This window comes from Kumtagia sp. (assembly GCF_059502445.1).
In genome coordinates this window covers 1-22,118 of sequence record NZ_JCACER010000071.1, presented here as the reverse complement: position 1 = coordinate 22,118, position 22,118 = coordinate 1, and the positions used below count along the sequence as shown (strand labels likewise).

The 22,118-nt window shown below is 65.6% G+C and carries 17 protein-coding genes and 1 tRNA gene; 10 read left to right on the top strand and 8 right to left on the bottom strand.

Translation table 11 applies throughout. The features are described from left to right. Window positions 1-101 precede the first annotated feature (101 nt). Together AC5JDC_RS19350 and AC5JDC_RS19345 are read right to left on the bottom strand one after the other, a co-directional pair. A complete protein-coding gene (locus tag AC5JDC_RS19350) occupies window positions 102-311 on the bottom strand; it encodes a YegP family protein (protein ID WP_495843742.1) in 210 nt (69 codons plus the stop codon). Between the two features lie 1,042 nt (window positions 312-1,353). Beyond that, window positions 1,354-1,430: transfer RNA gene (locus AC5JDC_RS19345), tRNA-Arg, on the bottom strand. Between the two features lie 310 nt (window positions 1,431-1,740). On the opposite strand from AC5JDC_RS19345, the gene AC5JDC_RS19340 reads away from it, so the two are divergent. From AC5JDC_RS19340 to clpB, 8 genes are all read left to right on the top strand, one after another. Further along, window positions 1,741-3,015, top strand: a complete 1,275-nt coding sequence (locus AC5JDC_RS19340) for an aspartate kinase (protein WP_495843740.1) — start codon at window positions 1,741-1,743, stop codon at window positions 3,013-3,015. A 77-nt stretch (window positions 3,016-3,092) separates the two neighbouring features. Then, window positions 3,093-5,363: a phosphoenolpyruvate--protein phosphotransferase gene (ptsP, locus tag AC5JDC_RS19335; RefSeq protein ID WP_106775425.1), complete on the top strand. Its 2,271-nt coding sequence runs from the start codon at window positions 3,093-3,095 to the stop codon at window positions 5,361-5,363. 71 nt (window positions 5,364-5,434) lie between these two features. Then, on the top strand, window positions 5,435-5,677 hold the full coding sequence (locus AC5JDC_RS19330) for a type II toxin-antitoxin system prevent-host-death family antitoxin (protein WP_106775424.1): 243 nt from the start codon (window positions 5,435-5,437) through the stop codon (window positions 5,675-5,677). Between the two features lie 2 nt (window positions 5,678-5,679). After that, window positions 5,680-6,147: a hypothetical protein gene (locus tag AC5JDC_RS19325; RefSeq protein WP_495843737.1), complete on the top strand. Its 468-nt coding sequence runs from the start codon at window positions 5,680-5,682 to the stop codon at window positions 6,145-6,147. Between the two features lie 13 nt (window positions 6,148-6,160). Further along, window positions 6,161-7,240, top strand: coding sequence for a peptide chain release factor 1 (gene prfA / locus AC5JDC_RS19320; protein ID WP_495843736.1), 1,080 nt, complete (start codon window positions 6,161-6,163; stop codon window positions 7,238-7,240). After that, window positions 7,233-8,126, top strand: a complete 894-nt coding sequence (gene prmC, locus AC5JDC_RS19315; RefSeq protein ID WP_495843735.1) for a peptide chain release factor N(5)-glutamine methyltransferase — start codon at window positions 7,233-7,235, stop codon at window positions 8,124-8,126. Before prfA ends, prmC begins: the two co-directional genes overlap by 8 nt. Before the next feature lie 301 nt (window positions 8,127-8,427). After that, entirely contained in the window at window positions 8,428-9,252 is an 825-nt protein-coding gene (locus AC5JDC_RS19310) for a DUF4167 domain-containing protein (protein ID WP_495843733.1), read from the top strand. Window positions 9,253-9,459: 207 nt separating this feature from the next. Beyond that, entirely contained in the window at window positions 9,460-12,066 is a 2,607-nt protein-coding gene (clpB, locus tag AC5JDC_RS19305) for an ATP-dependent chaperone ClpB (RefSeq protein WP_495843731.1), read from the top strand. Window positions 12,067-12,207: 141 nt separating this feature from the next. Here clpB and AC5JDC_RS19300 read toward each other — a convergent pair whose 3' ends face one another. The 4 genes from AC5JDC_RS19300 to AC5JDC_RS19285 form a co-directional block, all read right to left on the bottom strand. After that, complete coding sequence (locus tag AC5JDC_RS19300) at window positions 12,208-12,714, bottom strand: GNAT family N-acetyltransferase (RefSeq protein ID WP_495843729.1); 507 nt, start codon at window positions 12,712-12,714, stop codon at window positions 12,208-12,210. Beyond that, the gene (locus AC5JDC_RS19295; protein WP_495843727.1) at window positions 12,711-13,010 is read right to left on the bottom strand and encodes a type II toxin-antitoxin system TacA family antitoxin; all 300 of its coding nucleotides are present in this window, start codon (window positions 13,008-13,010) and stop codon (window positions 12,711-12,713) included. The genes AC5JDC_RS19300 and AC5JDC_RS19295 overlap by 4 nt, the downstream gene beginning before the upstream one ends. 130 nt (window positions 13,011-13,140) lie before the next feature. After that, complete coding sequence (locus AC5JDC_RS19290; protein WP_495843725.1) at window positions 13,141-13,542, bottom strand: hypothetical protein; 402 nt, start codon at window positions 13,540-13,542, stop codon at window positions 13,141-13,143. A gap of 126 nt (window positions 13,543-13,668) precedes the next feature. After that, window positions 13,669-17,013 carry a M10 family metallopeptidase C-terminal domain-containing protein gene (locus tag AC5JDC_RS19285; RefSeq protein WP_495843723.1) on the bottom strand — a complete coding sequence of 1,115 codons (3,345 nt, stop codon included), beginning with the start codon at window positions 17,011-17,013 and terminating at the stop codon, window positions 13,669-13,671. 287 nt (window positions 17,014-17,300) lie between these two features. On the opposite strand from AC5JDC_RS19285, the gene AC5JDC_RS19280 reads away from it, so the two are divergent. Both AC5JDC_RS19280 and AC5JDC_RS19275 read left to right on the top strand, forming a co-directional pair. After that, complete coding sequence (locus tag AC5JDC_RS19280; protein ID WP_495843721.1) at window positions 17,301-17,666, top strand: MmcQ/YjbR family DNA-binding protein; 366 nt, start codon at window positions 17,301-17,303, stop codon at window positions 17,664-17,666. 127 nt (window positions 17,667-17,793) lie between these two features. Next, the gene (locus AC5JDC_RS19275; RefSeq protein ID WP_495843718.1) at window positions 17,794-19,278 is read left to right on the top strand and encodes a L,D-transpeptidase family protein; all 1,485 of its coding nucleotides are present in this window, start codon (window positions 17,794-17,796) and stop codon (window positions 19,276-19,278) included. Window positions 19,279-19,376: 98 nt separating this feature from the next. Here AC5JDC_RS19275 and AC5JDC_RS19270 read toward each other — a convergent pair whose 3' ends face one another. Both AC5JDC_RS19270 and AC5JDC_RS19265 read right to left on the bottom strand, forming a co-directional pair. Then, the gene (locus AC5JDC_RS19270; RefSeq protein ID WP_495843716.1) at window positions 19,377-21,323 is read right to left on the bottom strand and encodes a M23 family metallopeptidase; all 1,947 of its coding nucleotides are present in this window, start codon (window positions 21,321-21,323) and stop codon (window positions 19,377-19,379) included. A gap of 583 nt (window positions 21,324-21,906) precedes the next feature. Next, the coding region (locus tag AC5JDC_RS19265) for a hypothetical protein (protein ID WP_495843714.1) at window positions 21,907-22,118 on the bottom strand (212 nt) is incomplete at its 5' end.

Here is a 22,118-nt window from a genome sequence, read left to right as displayed (position 1 = left end):
GGCGGACAGCGGACGGCTATGTTGCATTCTCCAACACACGGTAGTCACTTCTATCTACCGAACCGCCGGCGGGCACCCCAAGTCCCGCCGACGGTTCTCTGTCAAGAGGCGCCTACCAAATTGCCCGGCATCCACACGGGGGCATCGAAGGAAGCCCTCATGATGTCGATACCCCGCCGACAGTCGGCTCGATTGATATAGGCCTCGCTGGACGCGGCGATCGCCTCGCCGTTGGACGCGTGGTAAGTCCAACGCCATTGCTTCTGCGCATCCTTGTACATCCAATAGGACGGAAAGGGTCGGTTGGCCATCAGGCACCTCTCCCTTCTTCGCCAGCCGCGTTCCGGCTGCCGACGTGCGTCCGCTCCTTCAGAACTTCGCAGACACGGCCTGGGTTCACGTCGAATTGCGCGGCAATTCGATGCTGAAACCAGCCTTGCTGGCGGAGCTTCCAGATATCAACGGCGTCCGCGAACGTTAGCCGTCGGCTTGAGTGTTGCATTGCTGTCATGGTCTTTCCTTTCGATCGACCGAAGGCGATTCAAAGGTTGACCAGTTGCGTCTGACCAGACATTCTGTCCGGGCTTTCCAGAAGCGACTGTCCTGCCCTTTGAAACTTGACGTGCAGGATTGTGATTGAGGAGCCGCTGCCGGGAGGGAAAACCGCAGCGGCTTCTTTTCTCACGATGTCAGTGTCTTAGGATACGTGGACGCTTATGGCCGTCAACGCCACTTTGGCGTGATCCCCGCATCGTTTGTTCCCGTTCTGATCTATCAGCAGCTTGCACGAGCAAAATCAAATAGTTAAGGTGCAGCCAACAGGTGCTTGTCGCGCTGTGAATCGCGGGCATATCTCTGATTTGTATGGTTAAATGGCCCGGTTCTGCCACCCCCCAACGGTACGAATCAGCGTAACGCGAGTCAGCGCGGAAGTTCGGTAACCGAGCCGCGGCACTGGTCGACTTGAAATACCCTGCCAGCCTGTTCTGTAATTTGGATGCAATCCCGCCCGACAAAGTTCCGCGGTTGCAACGCATCCACGAACGAAGACCCACGCAGCATGATCGAGATCACGAAACCCATATACAGCACGGCTATGAAACCAAGCGCAATTAGTGGTGCTCGCACTAGAAGCCAGGCAATCAGAGCTGGCCAAGACTGAGGCATTTCACTGTTGGCCATCTCTTGGCATCGCTCCCCCGGCGCTCTCAGCGAGCGGCCCTGCCCATGTCGCATTCCATGTCGCGTGGATTCGCCGAGTGTCGCAGGAAACCCTTGGAAATCAAGGGAACTCAACTGCAACACGATGCAACATAAAAGTGGCGGGCGTTAGTGCCTAAACGTTTGATTTTCTGGTGATCCCGACAGGAATCGAACCTGTGACCTACAGATTAGGAATCTGCCGCTCTATCCTACTGAGCTACGGGACCAGCCGGGAGGACACATAACCGCTTTGGCGGCGTTCGCCAACTGTTTCGTCGCGTTGTGCGACGCGGGTCATTGTCGCTTTCGCCTCCCCGGCCTGAGGAACAACGAAGGCTATGGGAGGAGTGAAGGCGAGGGCCGGCCCGGTGCTTCAGTCGGTCGGGCCTCAGCAGCCGGCAAGGGCGGCCTTGCGGAAGCAGGGCGTTTTGGATATGGAGGCCGCGCATCGGCGGAGCGCGCGACAGCGCCGCCAAAACACCATCATTCCAAGGCTTCTGCGAGCCCAGGACAGTCGAACGGGGCACCCGCTTATCCATGGCGCGCATCGTGATGAAGTTCGGCGGGACCTCCGTCGCCGACCTCGCCCGCATCTACAACGTGGCGCGGCACGTCAAACGCGAGGTCGACGCCGGCCACGAGGTAGCGGTGGTGGTCTCGGCCATGTCGGGCAAGACCAACGAGCTGGTCGGCTGGGTGCAGGGCATGCCGAAAGCGACCGGCGCCAACAGCCCGTTCTTCGACGCGCGCGAATATGACGCCATCGTCGCCTCGGGCGAGCAGGTCACGTCGGGGCTGCTTGCGATCGCGCTGCAGTCGATGGGCGTCAACGCCCGCTCCTGGCAGGGCTGGCAGATCCCGATCCGCACCGACGGGGCGCACGGGGCGGCGCGCATCGCCGAGATCGACGGCTCGTTCCTGATCAAGCGTTTCGGCGAGGGCCAGGTGGCCGTGATCGCCGGCTTCCAGGGGCTGGCGCCGGACAACCGCATCTCGACGCTGGGGCGCGGCGGCTCCGACACCTCGGCGGTGGCGATCGCCGCGGCGGTGAAGGCCGACCGCTGCGACATCTATACGGATGTCGACGGCGTCTACACCACCGACCCGCGCATCGAGCCGAAGGCGCGGCGGCTCGACCGCATCTCCTTCGAGGAAATGCTGGAGATGGCCTCGCTCGGATCGAAAGTGCTGCAGGTGCGCTCGGTCGAGCTGGCCATGGTGCACAAGGTGCGCACCTTCGTGCGCTCCTCCTTCGAGGACCCCGACGCGCCGGGCATGGGCGACCTTCTCAACCCGCCCGGAACGCTGATTTGCGACGAGGATGAAATCGTGGAACAGGAAGTCGTCACCGGTATCGCCTATGCCAAGGACGAGGCGCAGATCTCGCTGCGGCGCGTCGCCGACCGTCCGGGCGTCGCCGCCGGCATCTTCGGCCCGCTGGCCGAGGCCAACATCAATGTCGACATGATCGTCCAGAACATCTCCGAGGACGGCAAGTTCACCGACATGACCTTCACCGTGCCGTCGGGCGACGTCGCCAAGGCGCTCAACGTGCTGGAGAAGGGCAAGGCGACGGTCGGCTTCGACGTGCTGCAGCACGACGAGGGCATGTCGAAAGTGTCGGTGATCGGCATCGGCATGCGCAGCCACGCCGGCGTCGCCGCCACCGCCTTCCGGGCGCTGTCGGAAAAGGGCATCAACATCCGTGCTATCACGACCTCCGAGATCAAGATTTCCATCCTGATCGACGGCGCCTACACGGAACTGGCGGTTCGTACTTTGCATTCCGTCTACGGCCTCGATAAGCATTAGGACGGAAGATATCCGGCGAAGGATTCGCGGCCAGGCCGGCGGCCGGGCCGCCGATGCCTGTTTGGAACGGAGCCCAGATGCGTGATTCGGTCGTAGGGCCACGCGTATTGCTGAGACGGCTGCGGGAGCTCATGGCGGAACCGCTCGGGCCGCAGGAGCGGCTCGACCAGATCGTCCGCGACATCGCCAAGAACATGGTCGCCGAGGTCTGCTCGCTCTACGTGTTGCGCGCCGACTCGGTGCTGGAACTCTACGCCACGGAGGGCCTGAACCCGGGCTCCGTGCACCTGGCGCAGCTGCGCCTCGGCCAGGGTCTCGTCGGCACCATCGCGGCGAGCGCGCGGCCGCTCAACCTGTCCAACGCGCAGGAGCATCCAGCCTTCGCCTACCTGCCGGAGACCGGCGAGGAGATCTACCACTCCTTCCTCGGCGTGCCGGTGCTGCGCGCCGGGCGCACGCTCGGCGTGCTGGTGGTGCAGAACCGTACGATGCGGACCTACCGCGACGACGAGGTCGAGGCGCTCGAGACCACCGCCATGGTGATCGCCGAGATGATCGCCACCGGCGATCTTGCCCGGCTGTCGCGGCCGGGCATGGAGCTCGACCTGAGGCGTCCGGTGTCGTTCACCGGGGTCGCCTTCAACGACGGCGTCGGGCTCGGCCATGTCGTGCTGCACGAGCCGCGCATCGTCGTCACCAACCTGTTCAACGAGGATTCGGAAGCGGAGATCCGGCGCCTCGACGCGGCGCTGGGCTCGCTCAGGCTGTCGATCGACGACATGCTGTCGCGCCGCGAGGTCGCCTTCGAGGGCGAGCACCGCGACGTGCTCGAGGCCTACCGCATGTTCGCCAACGACCGCGGCTGGGTGCGCCGGCTGGAGGAGGCGGTGCGCAACGGCCTCACGGCCGAGGCGGCGGTCGAGAAGGTGCAGAGCGACATGCGGGCGCGCATGCTGCACATGACCGATCCCTATATGCGCGAGCGCATGAGCGATTTCGACGACCTCGCCAACCGGCTGCTGCGCCAGTTGCTCGGCCGCTCGCCGGACGACGTCGCGGCGGCGCTGCCGAAGGATTCGATCATCGTCGCCCGCTCCATGGGCGCGGCCGAGCTGCTCGACTATCCGCGCGACAAGCTGCGCGGCGTCGTGCTGGAGGACGGGGCGATCACCAGCCATGTGGTGATCGTGGCGCGCGCCATGGGCATCCCCGTGGTCGGCCAGCTCAAGGGCGCCGTCTCCATGTCGGAGAACGGCGACGCCATCATCGCCGACGGCGAGGACGGGGCGGTCCACCTGCGGCCGCAGCCCGACGTCGAATCCGCCTATGCCGAGAAGGTGCGCTTCCGGGCGCGCCGGCAGGAGCTCTATCGCGAGCTGCGCAGCAAGCCGTCCACGTCGAAGGACGGCGTGCACATCGACCTCCTGATGAATGCCGGGCTTGCCGTCGACCTGCCGCAGCTTGCCGATTCGGGCGCGGCCGGCATCGGCCTGTTCCGCACCGAGCTGCAGTTCATGGTGGCGGCCACCTTCCCGCGCGCCGAGGCGCAGGAGCGGCTTTACCGCGACGTGCTCGACATCGCCCGCGGCAAGCCGGTGACCTTCCGCACCATCGACATCGGCGGCGACAAGGTGCTGCCCTATTTCAAGGGGGCGGGGCAGGAGGAGAACCCGGCGCTCGGCTGGCGCGCCGTGCGGCTCACCCTCGACCGGCCGGGGCTGCTGCGCACCCAGATGCGGGCGCTGCTGCGCGCCGCCGGCGGGCACGAGCTCAAGGTCATGCTGCCGATGGTGACCGAGCTCGGCGAGGTGGCGCAGGCGCGCGAGATCATCGACAGGGAGGTCAGGCACCTGTCGCGCTTCGGCCACCTGCTGCCGACCAGCCTGAAGATCGGCGCCATGCTCGAGGTGCCGTCGCTTTTGTTCCAGCTCGACGAGCTGATGGAGGCGGTGGATTTCGTCTCGGTGGGGTCGAACGACCTGTTCCAGTTCGTCATGGCGACGGACCGCGGCAACAGCCAGCTTGCCGACCGGTTCGATCCGCTTTCGGTGCCGTTCCTCAGGGTGCTGCGCCGGATCGTGGAGGCGGGAAAACGCGCCAACCGGCCGGTGACGCTGTGCGGGGAGCTGGCCGGCAAGCCGATCTCGGCGATGGCGCTGGTCGGGCTCGGCTATCGCTCGATCTCGATGTCGCCGGCCTCGATCGGCCCGGTGAAAGCGATGCTGACGGAGCTGCCGGTCGGCGAGCTCACCGCCTTCATCGACGAGAACCTGGCCGGGAACAGCGCCCGCCTGCCGATGCGCGCGCTGCTGCAGACTTTTGCGGACGATCGGGGGATACCGCTGTAGGGCAGTCGCAGCCCGATGCTTGAATATCCAGAATATATGGATATTATCCATATAAATGGATTGATCGAGCCATGCGCGAATTCAGCACCGTCGAACTCACCCAGAAAATCGGCGACGTGACGCATCTGGCGCGCAGGGAACCCGTCGCGATCACGCAGCATCGCAAGCCGCGCTTCGTGCTGATGAGCATCGAAGACTATGAGCGTCTCGTCCGCCGCGGCGATACACGGCAGGCCTGGACGGCCGCCGATGTGCCGGACGAACTGGCCGGAGAGATAGAAGCGGCGTTGGAAGCGTACGAAGCCAAGCCCTGAAGATGGGCTTCGAAGAGCTTCAAACCGGCGTAGTTGTCTCCTACCCGTTTCTCTGGGCGCGGGAAGCGGCCGCTGGCGAGACAGAAGGGCGCAAACGCCGCCCGGTCGCGGTCGCGTTGCGGCTCGCGCGGCCTGGCGGCGATGCGGTCGTCCTGCTGCCGATCACCATGCAGTCGCCTGCCAAGGGACGCAAGGCGGTCGAGATTCCGGAAACCGAGAAGCAGCGGGCCGGCCTCGACATCAGCCTGCGCTGCTGGATCATGCTGGACGAGTTCAATACCGATGTCATCGGCAAATCCTACTATCTCGAGCCCGTGCCGCCACTCGGCGTCTTCAGCCGGCCTTCTTCGCACCAGTTGCAAGGATGTTCGTCACCCATATCAAGGCCGCTCGGAAATCGATCGCCGGTAGCCAGCAGCGCCGCCGCGTTGAGCTTTCGGCCGTTCTCCGATATGCGCCTCTTTCCATAGAGCGATCGCAATCATGATTTCCCTTCCCCAAGACCGCATGGACCAGGTCGTCAAGCGCTTCGAGATGCTCGAAGCGCAGATGTCGGCCGGGCCGGAGCCGGACGCCTATGTGAAGATGGCCTCCGAATATGCCGAGTTGCAGGAGATGGTCGGCAAGATCCGGGGGCTGCGCGCCGCCGAGCGCGAGCATGCCGACCTCGCCGGCCTGCTCGCCGACAAGGCCACCGACGCGGAGATGCGTGCGCTGGCGGAGGCCGAGCTTCCGGATCTGGAGGAACGGATCGAGGGCCTTGAGAAGGACATCCAGATCCTGCTTCTGCCCAAGGACGCTGCCGACGAGCGCAACGCCATCCTGGAAATCCGCGCCGGCACCGGCGGCGACGAGGCGGCGCTGTTCGCCGGCGACCTGTTCCGCATGTACGAGCGCTACGCCGCCGCGAAGGGCTGGCGCGTCGAGGTCGAATCGGCCAGCGAGGGTGAGGCCGGCGGCTACAAGGAGATCATCGCCACGGTGTCGGGGCGCGGCGTCTTCGCCCATCTGAAGTTCGAATCGGGCGTGCACCGCGTGCAGCGCGTGCCGGATACCGAGGCGAGCGGGCGCATCCACACCTCGGCGGCGACCGTCGCCGTACTGCCGGAGGCCGAGGAAGTCGATATCGAGATTCGAGCGGAGGACGTCCGGATCGACACGATGCGGGCATCGGGTGCCGGCGGCCAGCACGTTAACACCACCGATTCGGCCGTTCGCATCACCCATCTGCCGACCGGCATCATGGTGGTGCAGGCGGAGAAATCGCAGCACCAGAACCGGGCGCGCGCCATGCAGATCCTGCGGGCCCGCCTCTACGACATGGAGCGCACCAAGGCGGCGACGGAGCGCTCCGAATCGCGGCGGCTGCAGGTCGGGTCCGGCGACCGCTCGGAGCGCATCCGCACCTACAATTTCCCGCAGGGCCGGCTGACCGACCACCGCATCAATCTCACCCTCTACAAGCTCGACCGGGTGATGATGGGCGAACTGGACGAGGTGATTTCCGCCCTGATCTCCGACCACCAGTCGAGGCTGCTTGCCGAAACCGGGACGCATGGCTGATTCCGGTCCGACGACGCTGGACGACCTGCTGCGCGCCGGCCGCCAGATGTTCGCCGCGGCGGGCGTGGGAGATCCGGCACTGGACGCCAGGCTACTGGTCGAGCATTTCACCGGAACGACCCGTGCCGACGCCATCACCGCGCCGCAGCGGCGGGTCGAGCGTGAGATCGCCGACCGGGTGTGGGCGGCTTTCGAGCGGCGGCGGAATGGAGAGCCGGTGCACCGCATCATCGGCCGGCGCGGCTTCCACGGCCTCGACCTGCTGGTCTCGCCGGCGACGCTGGAGCCGCGGCCGGACACCGAGACGCTGGTCGATTCGATCCTGCCGTTCGTGCGCGAGGTCGTCCGCCGCCATGGCCGCTGCCGCATCCTCGACCTCGGCACCGGCACGGGCGCCATCGCGCTGGCGTTGCTGTCGCAGGTGCCGGAAGCGACCGCCACGGGCGTCGACCGCTCCGAGGGCGCCTTGGCCACGGCGGTGCAGAACGCAGGCGATCTGGGCCTTGCCGGCCGCTTCACGCCGCTCTGCTCGGACTGGTTCGAAAATGTTTCGGGGCGATGGGATGTAATCGTCTCCAACCCGCCCTATATACGCAGCGACGGTATTGCCGGCCTGGCGCGGGAAGTGCGCGATTTCGAGCCGCCGAGTGCGCTCGATGGAGGTCCGGACGGGCTTGATGCCTACCGACAGATAGCCCGCCGAGCACCGGAATTCATCGACCCAGACGGCCGAATCGGTGTGGAAATCGGTTTCGACCAGAAACAGGATGTTACGGCGATCTTCCTCGCCGCGGGCCTGGAAGCGAGCGGTTCGGCGAAAGATCTCGGCGGCAACGATCGCGTTCTGATCTTCGCCTCTGCAAGTCCAGGGAAAGCAGGTACTTGACGGAAGCCGTGGAAATATCGCTTGGCAATCCGGAAGAATGCGGATAGGGTCCGGCCACCGGATGAGACGAAGCAGGCAGTGCTCTGAACAGTTCGGTTCCCTGAGAAACAGACTGCCTACTCGCGCAAAACGATGCTGGCGCTTCGTAACGGGGATCGTCCGGATCGTGTCATGGACACCGAACAGGATGGCATGTGACGCCAACGCAGCCTATGCGGGCGAACACCGTCGGAGGACTACGAACCGGACGGCTTGCGAAGCCACCCGTTCGTGAATGATTTTTCTAAGTGAAGAGAGTCTGATGAGGCCACAACAGCAGAACAGACGCATGCGCGGTCGCAACAATAGCGGCGGCGGCAATAACAACAACAATAACAACAACAACCGCAGAGGACCCAATCCCCTCACGCGGAATTACGAGAGCAACGGCCCGGACGTGAAGATCCGCGGCTCGGCGCAGCAGATCGCGGAGAAATACGCGACGCTCGCCCGCGATGCCCAGAGCTCCGGCGATCGCGTCATGGCGGAGAACTATCTCCAGCACGCGGAACATTACAACCGCATCATCGCCGCCGCCCAGGCGCAGTTCGCTTCCCAGCAAATCCAGACGACGCGCGACGATCTCGACGACGATCTCGACGACGCCTCCTATGGCTTCGAAGGCGGGGTCAACGGCGGCGAGACGCATGCGCCGGCCCCGCAGCAGGCACCGGCCCAGCAACAGCAGCCGCATCAGCAGGCGCAGCCTGTGAATGGCTCGGGACCGCAGCCGATCATCGAGGGCGTGCCCGCCGAGGTGGCGCTGAACAGCGAGCCGGCCGGCCAGCAGTCGGGTGGCGGCCGCCACCGCGACCGGCGCCGCCCGCACAACAACAACGCGGTGAACGGCAATGGCGCCGCCGCCCCCAGGCCGGAGCAGGCTACGGAAGAGGCACAGGCTTCTGCCGCCGAAGCGGCGCCGGCACCCGCCGAGCAGCCGCAGGCGGCCGAGTCGCTGGCCGCCGCAGTAACCGAGACCCCGGAGCCGCAGGAGAAGCCGCGACGCGGCCGCCGCCCGCGGCGGGCCGCGGCCGATACGGCGGCGCCGGAGGGCGGCGACGGAGAGGCAGCGCCGGCCGAGGGCTGAGCCCACGATCCCAGCTTCCGAAAAACAAGGCGGCGAAGGTGTAATGCCTTCGCCGCCTTTCTTTTTCGGCGCGGATCAAAGTGCCTTGAGCGCTGTTGCGGCAATACCCATATCGAGTTCAAACTGATCCTGCCTCGCGACGAGGGGGTCGTCATCTTGAGCCGAACCGGTGCCGCAGAGCGGGCCGGGGACGGAAAGGAGACAGGTATGAACATCGAAAAATACTCCGAGCGCGTGCGCGGTTTCATCCAGTCGGCACAGACGCTCGCGCTTTCCCGCAACAACCAGCAATTCACGCCCGAGCACATTCTGAAGGTCCTCATCGACGATGAGGAAGGTCTTGCCGCGTCGCTGATCGAGCGCGCCGGAGGCCGCGCCCGCGATGCGCAGGCCGGCGTCGAGGCGGCGATCAACGTGCTGCCGCGTGTAGAGGGCGGCAACGGCCAGCTCTACCTGGCGCAGCCTCTCGCCAAGGTCTTTTCCACCGCCGAGGAACTCGCCAAGAAGGCCGGCGACAGTTTCGTCACGGTCGAGCGGCTCCTGCAGGCGCTGGCCATGGAGAAATCGGCGAAGACTTCGGAGATCCTTTCCAAGGCGGGCGTCACGCCGCAGGCGCTGAACGCCGCCATCAACGATATCCGCAAGGGCCGCACCGCCGACTCCGCTTCCGCCGAGCAGGGTTATGACGCGCTGAAGAAGTACGCGCGGGATCTCACGGCGGACGCCAGGAGCGGCAAGCTCGATCCGGTGATCGGCCGCGACGACGAGATCCGCCGCACCATCCAGGTGCTTTCGCGCCGCACCAAGAACAACCCGGTGCTGATCGGCGAGCCCGGCGTCGGCAAGACGGCGATCGCCGAGGGCCTGGCGCTCAGGATCGTCAACGGCGACGTGCCGGAATCGCTGAAGGACAAGCAGCTGATGGCGCTCGACATGGGCGCCCTGATCGCCGGCGCGAAATATCGCGGCGAGTTCGAGGAGCGGCTGAAGGCCGTGCTCAACGAGGTCACCTCGGCCGACGGCCAGATCATCCTGTTCATCGACGAGATGCACACGCTGGTCGGTGCCGGCAAGGCGGACGGGGCGATGGACGCCTCCAACCTGTTGAAGCCGGCGCTGGCGCGCGGCGAGCTGCACTGCGTCGGCGCCACCACGCTCGACGAATACAGGAAACATGTCGAGAAGGACGCGGCGCTGGCCCGGCGCTTCCAGCCGGTGTTCATCGACGAGCCGACGGTCGAGGACACGATCTCGATCCTGCGCGGCCTGAAGGAGAAATACGAGCAGCACCACAAGGTGCGCATCTCCGATTCCGCGCTGGTGTCGGCGGCGACCCTGTCGAACCGCTACATCACCGATCGCTTCCTGCCCGACAAGGCGATCGACCTGGTCGACGAGGCCTCGGCGCGCCTGAGGATGCAGGTCGATTCCAAGCCCGAGGCGCTGGACGAGGTCGACCGCCGCATCATGCAGCTCAAGATCGAGCGCGAGGCGCTCAAGCTGGAGAAGGACGAGGCGTCGAAGGACCGGCTCGTCCGGCTCGAGAAGGATCTCGCCTCGCTCGAGGAGGAGTCGACCGAGATGACGGCGAAGTGGCAGGCCGAGAAGCAGAAGCTCGGGCTGGCCGCCGACCTCAAGAAGGAGATCGACGAGGCGCGCAACGAGCTGGCGATCGCCCAGCGCAAGGGCGAGTTCCAGCGCGCCGGCGAGCTTGCCTATGGCCGGATCCCGGAGCTGGAGCGCAAGCTCGTGGAAGCCGAGGCGCAGGATGGCAAGGGTGGCATGGTGGAAGAGACCGTGACGCCGGACCATGTCGCGCACATCGTGTCGCGCTGGACCGGCATCCCGGTCGACAAGATGCTCGAAGGCGAGCGCGACAAGCTCTTGCGCATGGAGGACGAGCTCGGCGTGCGCGTCGTCGGCCAGGGCGAGGCGGTGCAGGCGGTTTCCAAGGCCGTGCGAAGAGCACGGGCCGGGCTCCAGGACCCGAACCGGCCGATCGGCTCGTTCATGTTCCTCGGCCCGACCGGCGTCGGCAAGACCGAGCTCACCAAGGCGCTCGCCGATTTCCTGTTCGACGACGAGACCGCGATGGTGCGCATCGACATGTCGGAGTTCATGGAGAAGCACTCGGTCGCCCGGCTGATCGGCGCGCCGCCCGGCTATGTCGGCTACGAGGAAGGCGGCGCGCTGACCGAAGCGGTGCGGCGGCGGCCCTACCAGGTCGTGCTGTTCGACGAGGTCGAGAAGGCGCATCCGGACGTCTTCAACGTGCTCCTGCAGGTGCTCGACGACGGGCGGCTGACCGACGGGCAGGGCCGCACGGTCGACTTCCGCAACACGCTGATCGTCATGACCTCGAACCTCGGCTCCGAATATCTGGTGAACCTTACCGAGGATCAGGATGTCGATCTGGTTCGCGACGACGTGATGAACGTGGTGCGTGGTGCGTTCCGGCCGGAGTTCCTGAACCGCGTCGACGAGATCATCCTGTTCCACCGCCTCAGACGCCAAGACATGGGCCGGATCGTCGAGATCCAATTGAAGCGGCTGGAGAAGCTACTCGTCGACCGCAAGATCGCGCTCGACCTTGACGACGAGGCGGTCGAGTGGCTGGCGGCCAAGGGCTACGATCCCGCCTATGGCGCGCGGCCGCTGAAGCGGGTGATCCAGAAGGAGCTGCAGGATCCGCTGGCCGAGCGCATCCTGATGGGCGAGATCCGCGACGGCTCGACCGTCAAGATCACCGCGGGAAGCGACAGGCTGAATTTCCGGGCGAAGGCGCCGGTGGTCGCAGAGGCCCAGGCGGCTTAGGCGAAAGCTGTGCAAAAGCCCCGGCGAGGTTTCTCGCCGGGGCTTTTGCAGGGCGCAGGGTCAACAGCCGTTGGGGAGATCACGCTGGCGCCTTGCCAACACGCAACTCGATTGGTGATCCGTGGGCTCGCCCGTCGAATCTCACCCCATCCCCCGCACCATCACCTCCGCCGGCAAAAACAGCGTCCGGCTGTCCGCCGGATATTCGAGGAACTCAGCGCAGGCGAGATAGAACGCCTTTGCCTTCTCGTCCTTGGCGTGGACGAGCACTGCCGCGATTCCGATCGTCTGCGATGCGAGCGCGATGCGGGTCAGCGCATCGGACAACAGGTCGGCGCCAAGGCCGCGACCAGCATAGGCACGGTCCACCGCCAGTCGGCCTATTATCGAAACCGGGATGGCGTCCGGTGCGTTGCGGCGCAGTTTTCCCGGCGCGGCGGCGCGCTCCACCGACCCGGCAGAGATCGCGTAGTAGCCGGCGACACGTTGCCCCTCGCACACCACATAGGTGCGCGAGAACCGGCTTTCGTTGCGGAGCGCGCGTTCCTTCAGCCAGACATCCAGTGCGGGCTCGCCACAGTCGAAAGGGGTCAAGTCATGATCGACGGTCAGCGGCGCGGGCGCCGACAGGCCGGTGCCCTTAGTCATGCCTTCCAGGCTGGCTTGCGGCGCAGCAGCGCCCGCAACTTCGGTCCGGGCGCGGGCGGATTGTCGAGCGCCTGCACGAAGGCGTCGAAGCATTCGTCGTCCAGTGTGAACAGCCTGCGGTCGAGCAGCACATCGATCGCCTCGCGCCGCGCCGTCTCGATCATGAACTCCGTGCGCGTCTTGCCCAGTACCGCCGCCGCTTCGTCGATTAGCTGTCGCGTCTGCACCTCGATGCGCAGATTGATGCTGCCCTTGGTTTCGGCTGAGGCTGGCAAGGCTGAAGGAGCGTCTGTCATAACGAAATGATGCTCCGGCGTATCTACAATGTCAATACAGCGACGGCGACGAGCCGGCAGCTCCGATGAGCTTAGACGCAGCCCTCACGGCTGCGCCCGGCCGTTCGCACGAATGTCCTGTCATCAGCCCTCAATACATGACCATGTTGAGCGTGACATTGACGGACGAACCAACCTCGACCTGTGCGCTGCCGCGTGCGAGCAGCCAGCCGTCGGCACGCTCCAGGCGCGCAACGATCCGCAGCGTTGGCGAAGCGGTCGGGCTTGCGGGCGGGGGCAGGGAAAAGGCTATCGCCTTCGACCCGCCGTCGCTCTTGATGCGCGTGTTCGCGATACGGCGGCGCGCTTTGTCCTCGACGGCACGGTCCTCGAGATAGATATCGAGGACGCCTTTCGGGACGACCGCGCCCCCCTCGAACGTGACCGAGCCGCGAATGCCTGTCGATTGCGCAGCGACCGGTCCGGCGGCCGCGGCGACAGCCGCAGCTCCGGCGGTTATCAATATCGTGCGGCGATCGGTCGGACGATTCATCGCCATTCTCCGTGATCGAGCGGCAGGACCGGCGCGGTGGCGGCGTTGCCGCTCGGCTCGTGATCCAGAACAACTGCCAATGTAGTGCCGGGTGGGGCGCCGGAAGGCGCCCCACCCGCGGTCGGGTCAGATGACGATGAAGTCCGCCGCCGAGAGGTTCAGATTTGCGTTCAGCCGCGCAAACTGAATGGCCTCGTCTTGTCCGATGCCGTCGGCGTCATAGAGCAAGGCGCCGCTGTCGGTATCGTAGATGATGCGGTCGTCGGCATCATGCGCGGCGCCCGCCGCACTGCCGAAGAATGCGCCCAAGGCGAGAGCCCCGTCGCCACCCACGGCCTCGAAGATGAGGTTGTCCAGCAGGATGGTGTCGTCGGCCACTTCGAAGTCCGTGACCCGGTCGACATTGCCGTCGCCGAGCGCCGTCGAGAAGCGGAAGAAGTCCTCTCCCGCGTCGCCGGTGAGCCTGTCGGCCGCCAGGCCGCCGTCCAGCAGGTCGCTGCCGCGGCCACCGGTGAGCGTGTCGGATCCCGCGATGCCCGGCTCAGCCGGGGCGGGTGGGAACTCGACCGAGACGTTCAGCTCGTAGGTAGAGCCCTCCGGCACTTCTTCCGCCCAGCCGTCGCCGGGCGCGTCCGGCGACCAGCTGCCTTCCAGAATGTAGTAGGTTCCGGTTTCCTGGACGACGAAGACCGTGCTCGAATCCCGGTTGCTCGTGGAGCCGGGGTCGCCGCCGCCATCATCGTTCTGGGCGACGATATTGCCGTCGCTGTCGAGCAGCCTGACCCAGCTGTCATGGACATTGGGATCGGCAATTCCATCGATGTCGATCGAGATGACCGTGCCGGCCGCCAGGTCGATGCTGTAATACCCGCCCTTGCCGTTACCGGTGGCGTTGACGGTCGTGTGAAGGACGGTCGTCGAATCGAAGATGTCCGGATCCTCGGCCAGCGAGAAATTGTTCGAGATGTCGAAGGCGGTTGCGATCGAATTGTTCGTCGCGTCCGCGCCGAGCGTGGCGTAGCCGGTGCCCATGCCCGGGCGTGGCGGCGCGTCGCCCTGATAGGCGAAATCGCCGAGCAGCGTGTCGTCGCCGCGGCCGCCGTCGATCCTGTCGTCGCCGCCCTGGCCGGTCAGCACATTGGCCGCGCGGTCGCCGGTCAATCGATCGTCGAAACCCGAACCGGCAAGATTTTCGATGGAGACATATCTGTCGCCACCGGATCTGCCGCCGGCGAGGCTGAGCCTGACTCCGCTTGTCGCGTCGGCGTAGTCTGCCGTGTCGCTGCCGGCACCGCCATTCAGCCTGTCGGCGCCGCCGCCGCCGGTCAGCGTGTCGTCTCCATCGCCGCCCGAGAGCTCATTGGCCTGGGCGTCGCCGATGAGATGGTCGTCATGGGATGAACCGACGGCGTTTTCGAAGCCGGCGAGGATGTCGTGCCGGATCGTGGTGCCGCGTCCGACGATCTGCACCGGGCCATCGCCGTCGCCGCCACTGGCCGTGCCGTTGGCGAGATCGATCGTCACGCCGGCGGAGCTGCCGGCGTAGACGACCGTATCGATGCCGTCGCCGCCATCCAGATAATCCTGCTCACTGCCTCCGATGATCGTGTCGTTGCCGCCTTCGCCGTACAGGATGTCGCCGTCACGGCCGCCATCGAGGATGTCATCGCCGTCGCCGCCGTTGAAATAATCACCGCCGCCCTGGCCCCAGAAATGGTTTGCGGCTGAGGTGCCGATGAAGCGGTCGATGCGGTCGTCGGACCCGATCAGGTTCTCGATGCTGTAAAAAGTGTCGCCGGAGCCTGTGCCGCCGCTGGCGACGTTCGTGGCAAGATTGACGAGCAGCTGGAAGGGGCTCTCCTTGCTGTAGTCGACCGTGTCGACGCCGGCGCCGCCCCTGAATATATCGATACCGTCCTGGCCGCTCAGCACGTCGTCGCCGCGGCCGCCGTCGAGAATATCGTTGCCCTTGCCGCCGAGAATGGTGTCGTTGCCGCGGCCGCCATAGAGCGTGTCGTTGCCGTCATCGCTCTCGGTCTGGTCCTCGAGGTCGGCGACGTCGATGGTGTTGTTGATGTCGCGGCTGGCGAGCGAGTCGCGGCCGCCGATGATCAGGTCGTCGCCGCCCTGGCCGAAGATGGTGTCGTCGCCGGCACCGCCGTCGAGCGTGTTGTTCCCGTTGTCGCCGAAGATGATGCTGGTCAGCGTGTTGTCGCCGACACTGGGCGTGGTTTCGTCGCCGCCGTCATCCCCCGGTTGCAGTGTCGACTCGTCGGCGTAGATGATGGTTTCGACATTGGCGATCTTCCGGATCCTCAGGTCCCTGGACAGGAGGATGACCGTGTCGTTGCCGCCGTTCGCCTCCTCGCGCACGATGTCGTCGAGGGAGTCGACGAAATAGGTGTCATCGCCGCCGTTGCCGGCCATGCGGTCGGCGCCGCCGCGGCCGTCAAGCACATTGGCGCCGTCGTTGCCGATCAGGATGTCGTCATGCCTGCTGCCGATGCCGTTCTCGACGTGGTAGTCGGTCCCGTCGGCATTGTGCCCGGCGAAGATCGACACATTGTTGCTATGGCCGTTGACGCTGGAGAACTGTCCGGGGCGCAAATCAAGAATCGTGCCCGCCGTCGAGCCCGAGAAGTCGATCGTGTCGGTCCCGCCGGTGTCATGGATCACAAAGCCGATGTCGTGCTGCATGCCCGAGGCGGTCAGCCGATAGATATCTTGCGTGCTGCCGAAGCCGTAGACGTTATCGCCCGTGTTGAGGTCGATATGCTGGTAGGTGCGCGCGCCGTTCTCGTCGACAGTCGAGAAAAAGCGGCGGATGACGGCCTCGATGTCGGCGACCAGCGGCGTCGACGCCGACCAGCGGGTAGGTTCGCCGACGTCGATCCCGTCGAAATAGGACATGACGCTGTATTGCTGGCGGTCGTAGATCCAGGTGGCATTGTTCAGATAGTTGATCTGTACGCCGCCGGGACCGCTGTAATTGTAAAGACCGGGATGGTTCAGGCCGAACTCATGGCCGAATTCGTGGATGAAGGAATCGAACACATAGCCGCCGATATCCGTCTTGTTCGGCTCGGTGTCGTGGAAACGCTGGCCGATGCTCACATAGCGATTGGCTGAATAGGCGCTGCCGTCATCTTCTTCGCCCACTTCAGGGCTGACGACCTCCATCCAGTCCGTTTCAGGATTGAACGGCGCATCGTCGACGATCTCGAATTGCAAGGGAGTGACCGCTGCCCACGCTTCCAGGGCGCCGATCGCGGCGGCCTTGTAATCCGGGTGATCGTTGAGTTCGTGAAGGTTGATCCTCAGCGTGCCCTGAGCGATCTCCGGCGTCAGGCTACGGTTCAATGCCCCAAGATAGTCGAGAAAGGACTCATAGTCCTCGCTCTTGCCGTAAGGATTGTCCGGCGTCTGGTCGTTGACCCACCATTGATCGCTGGTTTGGCTTGGATGCGGCATCGTAGGGTTCCTCCGACGGCTGTGCGCAGCTCACGGCCATGCCGTTTTCAGCTGCCAGTTTCCACAGGCATCGCGTGCGGCTGCCTGTCAGCCCCGTCACCCTAGGCCCGGATAGTGTTGTCGGAATCCGCTGCTGTCTACCCTAAAAGACGGGCTGGGGGATGACGCTGCGTCAGCCTTGGAAGCGCGGCGACCGTTCCGGGTCAGGCGATGAGCTGCGGGATCGCAGCCGCGGTCCCGGTGAAGAGCGTGGCAAGAACCCTCCATGTGTGCGAGAGACTGGGGCCATGACGTTCGCCGAATACAATGCCTTCTGCGCCACGCTGCCCGCGACCACGCATGTGGTGCAGTGGGGTGGTGCGCATGTGTGGAAGATCGGCGGCAAGGTTTTCGCCATCGCCGGCTGGAGCGACGGGGAAGCGCTTGCCGTCACCTTCAAGGTCTCGGAAATGGCCTTCGACATCCTGAGGGAGCAGCCCGGCTGCCGGCCGGCGCCATATCTCGCCTCGCGCGGCATGAAGTGGATCCAGCGCCGGACCGACGAGACGATGGACGACGCGGCGTTGCGTGACTATCTGCGCGAAAGCCGCCGGCTGGTGGTGCTGGGGCTGACGAAGAAGGCGCGCGCCGAACTCGGGCTGACGCAACTGTGATCGGCGCGGCCCGGCTTCGCCGTGAAACGATGCCATCTTCATGCCCGGTTCATATCGGAACCAATAGGATGGATACCGATTGCACCCGCGAACCCTTGATTCGCTGAACCGGAGACATCGAGCTAACATGCTGCGCAGGCTGATCCTCATCCCGGCCGTTGCATTGGGCTTCTCGGCGACCGCGGCGGTCGCCTCGGAAGGAGCCGATCCGTGGGAGCGCCAGTCGCGCCCATCGCCCCGCGCCGACGACGGCGGCATCAAGCTCGCGCAATACCGGGACGCGGAGGTCTACTACGACGGCGACGGCAACCGCGTCATCGTCGATGCGGTGACCGGCGAGGTCATCGCCGTGCAGCCGCGCCGCTTCAACGAGCGGCGCGAGCAATTGCGGGAGCGTCGCCGCGAGATCCGCCAGCAGGACCGTTACTATCTCGACGACCCCGAGGACATGGCGCGGCTGCGCCGCGACGAAGCACGCGAAAGGGGGCGGGCGCCGGCCGGCGACTACGGCTACGACGATCCCTATTATGCCGAGCCGGCTTATCCGGAGGTGGACGACTACCGCCGGCGCGATGAGTTTCCCGAGGCGCCGCAGCGGCCGGGCGCGGCCAGTGGCGAACCGCAGGTCACCGCGCGTGGCGGCGAGATCGAGCGCCGACCGCTCGACGGCCAGGTGAGCTCCGCCGAGCCGGAGATCACCGGCACCATCACCCCGCCCGGGCTGCCGACCATCAGCGAGCCGGCGGCCCCGCCGCCGCTCAACTTCACCGCCCGCGAGGACGTCGCGGCGCTGCAGGTGCTGCTCGACAGGGCAGGGGCCTCGCCCGGCGTCATCGACGGCAAGTTCGGCTCCAATGTCGACAAGGCGCTCGCCGCCTACAACGAGCTCACCGGCCAGAACCTGCGCTCGACCGACGCGGCCGGCATCAAGGCGGCGCTCGCGGCGACGGGCGGCGATGCGTTCGCGCTGTACGAGATCACGCCGGCCGACGCGGCCGGGCCGTTCATCGCCTCGGTGCCTGCCGACTACAGCGAGAAGGCGCAGCTCGAGCATATGAGCTTCACCTCCGTCACCGAGATGCTGGCCGAGCGCTTCCACATGGACGAGGGTTATCTCAAGGCGCTCAACCCGGAAGCCAATTTCTCGCGGCCTGGAACGCGCATCCGGGTTGCGAATTTCGGCGCCAACGCGACGGCCAAGGTCGCCCGCATCATCGCCGACAAGGGCAAGAAGCAGGTGCGCGCCTACGATGCGGGGGGGAAACTGGTCGTTGCCTATCCGGCGACCATCGGCTCGGCCGACACGCCTTCGCCGACCGGCATCCATGCCGTGTCGCGCGTCGCCGTCAATCCCAACTACACCTACAATCCAAAACTCAATTTCAAGCAGGGCAACAACGACAGGGTGCTGACCATCCCGCCGGGACCGAACGGCCCGGTCGGCTCGGTCTGGATCGCCCTCGACAAGCCGACCTACGGCATCCACGGCACGCCCGATCCGTCGAAGATCGGCAAGACGGAGAGCCATGGCTGCGTACGCCTGACCAATTGGGACGCGCAGGAACTGGCCAAGCTGGTGTCGGCCGGCGTGATGGTGGAGTTCATCGACTAGCGCAGCCGGCTCGCCGGCCGCGCACCCTCAACCCGAGCAAGGGAGGTGAGGGCGTAGGCGGCGACACGCCCGAGATTGGAATTCAGGACCTTCGGTATCTATCCGCCCAAGCCGACGGTCGCGACCTTCAGCGGGCTCTGCTCTTCCTCGAGCAGCTTGTCGATGCGTTCGCGCTCGGCGTTGAAGCGGTCGAGATCCTCGCCCTTCAAGGTGCGGCCGCTGGGCAGGCGCACCCGCAGCGGGTCGACCTTGCGGCCGTTGACGATGAGCTCGTAGTGGAGATGCGGGCCGGTCGACAGGCCGGTGGTGCCGACGAAGCCGATCACCTGTCCCTGGCGCACGCGGGCGCCCGGCTTGATGCCGCTGGCGATGCCGCTCTGATGGTTGTACGAGGACTCGTAGCCGTTGGCGTGACGCACGATGGTCTGGCGGCCGTAGCCGCCGGCCCATCCCGCCTTCTCGACGACGCCATTGCCGGCGGCGATGATCGGCGTGCCGCGCGGGGCCGCCCAGTCGACGCCGGTATGCATGCGGGTGATGCCGAGGATCGGGTGGTTGCGCCCGCCGAAGCCTGAGCGGAACACGCCGTTGGGAACGGGCTTGCGCAGCAGGAACTGCTTGGAGCTGCGGCCCTCTTCGTCGAAATACTCGACCGAGCCGTCGTCGAAGGCGAAGCGGTAGAATTTCCGCGTGGTCCCGCCGAAGCTCGCCGACACGTAGAGGAGCTGCGAATCGTCCGACACCTGGTCGGACTCGTCCGGCTGCGAGAAGAAGACGTCGAGCTGGTCGGCCGGATTGAGGCGCGACTGGAAGTCGACGTCGGAGGCCAGCAGCTTGATCAACTGACGCGTCATCGAGCGCGACATGCCGTAGGAATAAGCCGCCTGGTAGATGCCGTCATAGGCGGTCGGCAGACTGCCGCGCGCCGTGACGATCGGCGTGTCGTCGAAGGCCGTCTGCAATCCGGGGTTCGGCTCGGCCTCGGCGGTGGCGACGATCTGGCTCCTGTCGTTGACGGCGACCGTCAGCAAATGGCGGGTGTGGTCGTAGACGCCGAGGCGGACCATGCGGGCCTCCTCGCCGCTGATCTCCAGACCGGCGGTGAGGACTGTCCCGGCCTTCAGCCGGGTGGCGTTCAGCCGCATGGCCACCGCCTTGGCCATCTCCCTGGCGTCGTCGCCGGCATAGCCGGCCTCGGCGAGCGCATCCTCGATGTCGCGCTCGCTGTTGAAGGGAATGAGGTCCTCGGCGTAGGCGAGGTCGTTTTCGGCCGAGGTGCTGCGCGGCGTCACCGATACGTTTTCGGGGACGACGCGGATGCCGTAGGTCAGCGCCTGACCGGCAAGGGAGTCGCCGAAACGCTGCGGATCGACGTAATGCAGCGCCGCGACGCGGATCGCGCCGTCGGTGAGCGCCGAGCCGGTGGTGCGCACGACCTCTTCCACCTCCGCGGCGGTGAGGTCGTTCTTCTCGTCGAAGGCGGCCGTCCCGATCGGGAAGTCGACCGTCTTCAGGCTCATCTCGCTTTCGACCTTCGAGCCGTAGATCTGACCGGTCATGGCGGAGGAGGCGGCATTGGCGGCACCGTCCTCGGCAAAAACCTCGAGCGGATCGAAGGGCGGATAGCTGCGCGTCGTCTTGTAGCTGGCGGCGAGCGGCATCTTGATGCGCACGAAGGGCATGGTGCGCACCACGTCGCGGTCGCCGACCCGCGTCATCATCGACACTTCCATGCGGCGGCGGTTCTTGGCGCGGGCAACCTGGCGCGGCGGCACCAGCCGCGCCGTCTTGGCCTTCTCGCCGCCGTCGTCCTGGCCGACCGAAGCGATGTCGGCGATCTCGGGCGGGGTGGCGAGCTGCTCGCGCCCGTCCAGCGCCACGATCAGCGCGACGCCCATCAATATGGTCGAGGTGACGCCGGTGAGAAACGTCCCGGTGAGCCAGCGGGCGGAGACCTCGCGCCGGTCGGGTGGACCGCTGCGCCCGTCCGCGATCAGCGGCGGGTCGTTGCCCAGCTCGGCTATGGTCGAGTCCGTTTCCTGCATTCCAGCGGGGAGCTTCTTTCCGATGGCAAATCGCTTTGTCGTTCAATGCCACGAACAATTGCCCGTCGCGGCGCCGCAAGTCAACGAAGGCGTCCAAACCGGACGGTGCCTTGCCCGCGCTTCCTCATGAATGACGGAGATCCAGGAGACGCCTTCAAAGACATGCGGCGCGGAGAAGTGGGCGGCCAATACGGCCGCAATAGGGCTCTGCCGCGCGTGAGGCGCTGCCATCGGACTTTTTCGGGGGATAAAGGTTGGGCGGTCGCCAGGGCATCGATGGCAGGGGTCCCGCAGGGTGTTCCGACTGCCGCGGCAGCGCCCTGTCCTTCGACTTGCCATTCCTGTCGATCACTCGGGCCGTGGGAAGGGTGATCCCCGTCAGCGGGCGTCCGAGCGGATCGTTGTGCATGTCACCCGCAAATGCGCCGGCGAAGACGAGGGCGGCAGCGTTCCCGGGGGAGGTTTATGGGGGGTGGGGACAGGCCCCGAAGAGCTGACGCAGGGGCCACAAGAGGTGCCGCAGACTGTCGCAAAAAATTCAAAAAACTTCCGAAACGCTGTTGACACTTCGGAGAGCCGGCGACTATATACGCCTCACCAACGAGGGCGGCGCGCCGCTGGCGACGAAGAAGTTCGCTTCTGAAACTGCCCTCGACGAAATCAAAGAGAGCCGCGTGAGCGACACTCTGACGGGTCCGGAGCCAAAAGCGAACCGACCCATGACAGCGCGTTCGAGCGATGTCCGTTCTTTGACAATTGCATAAGGAAGAAAGAGAAACGTGGGCGGCAGAGTCT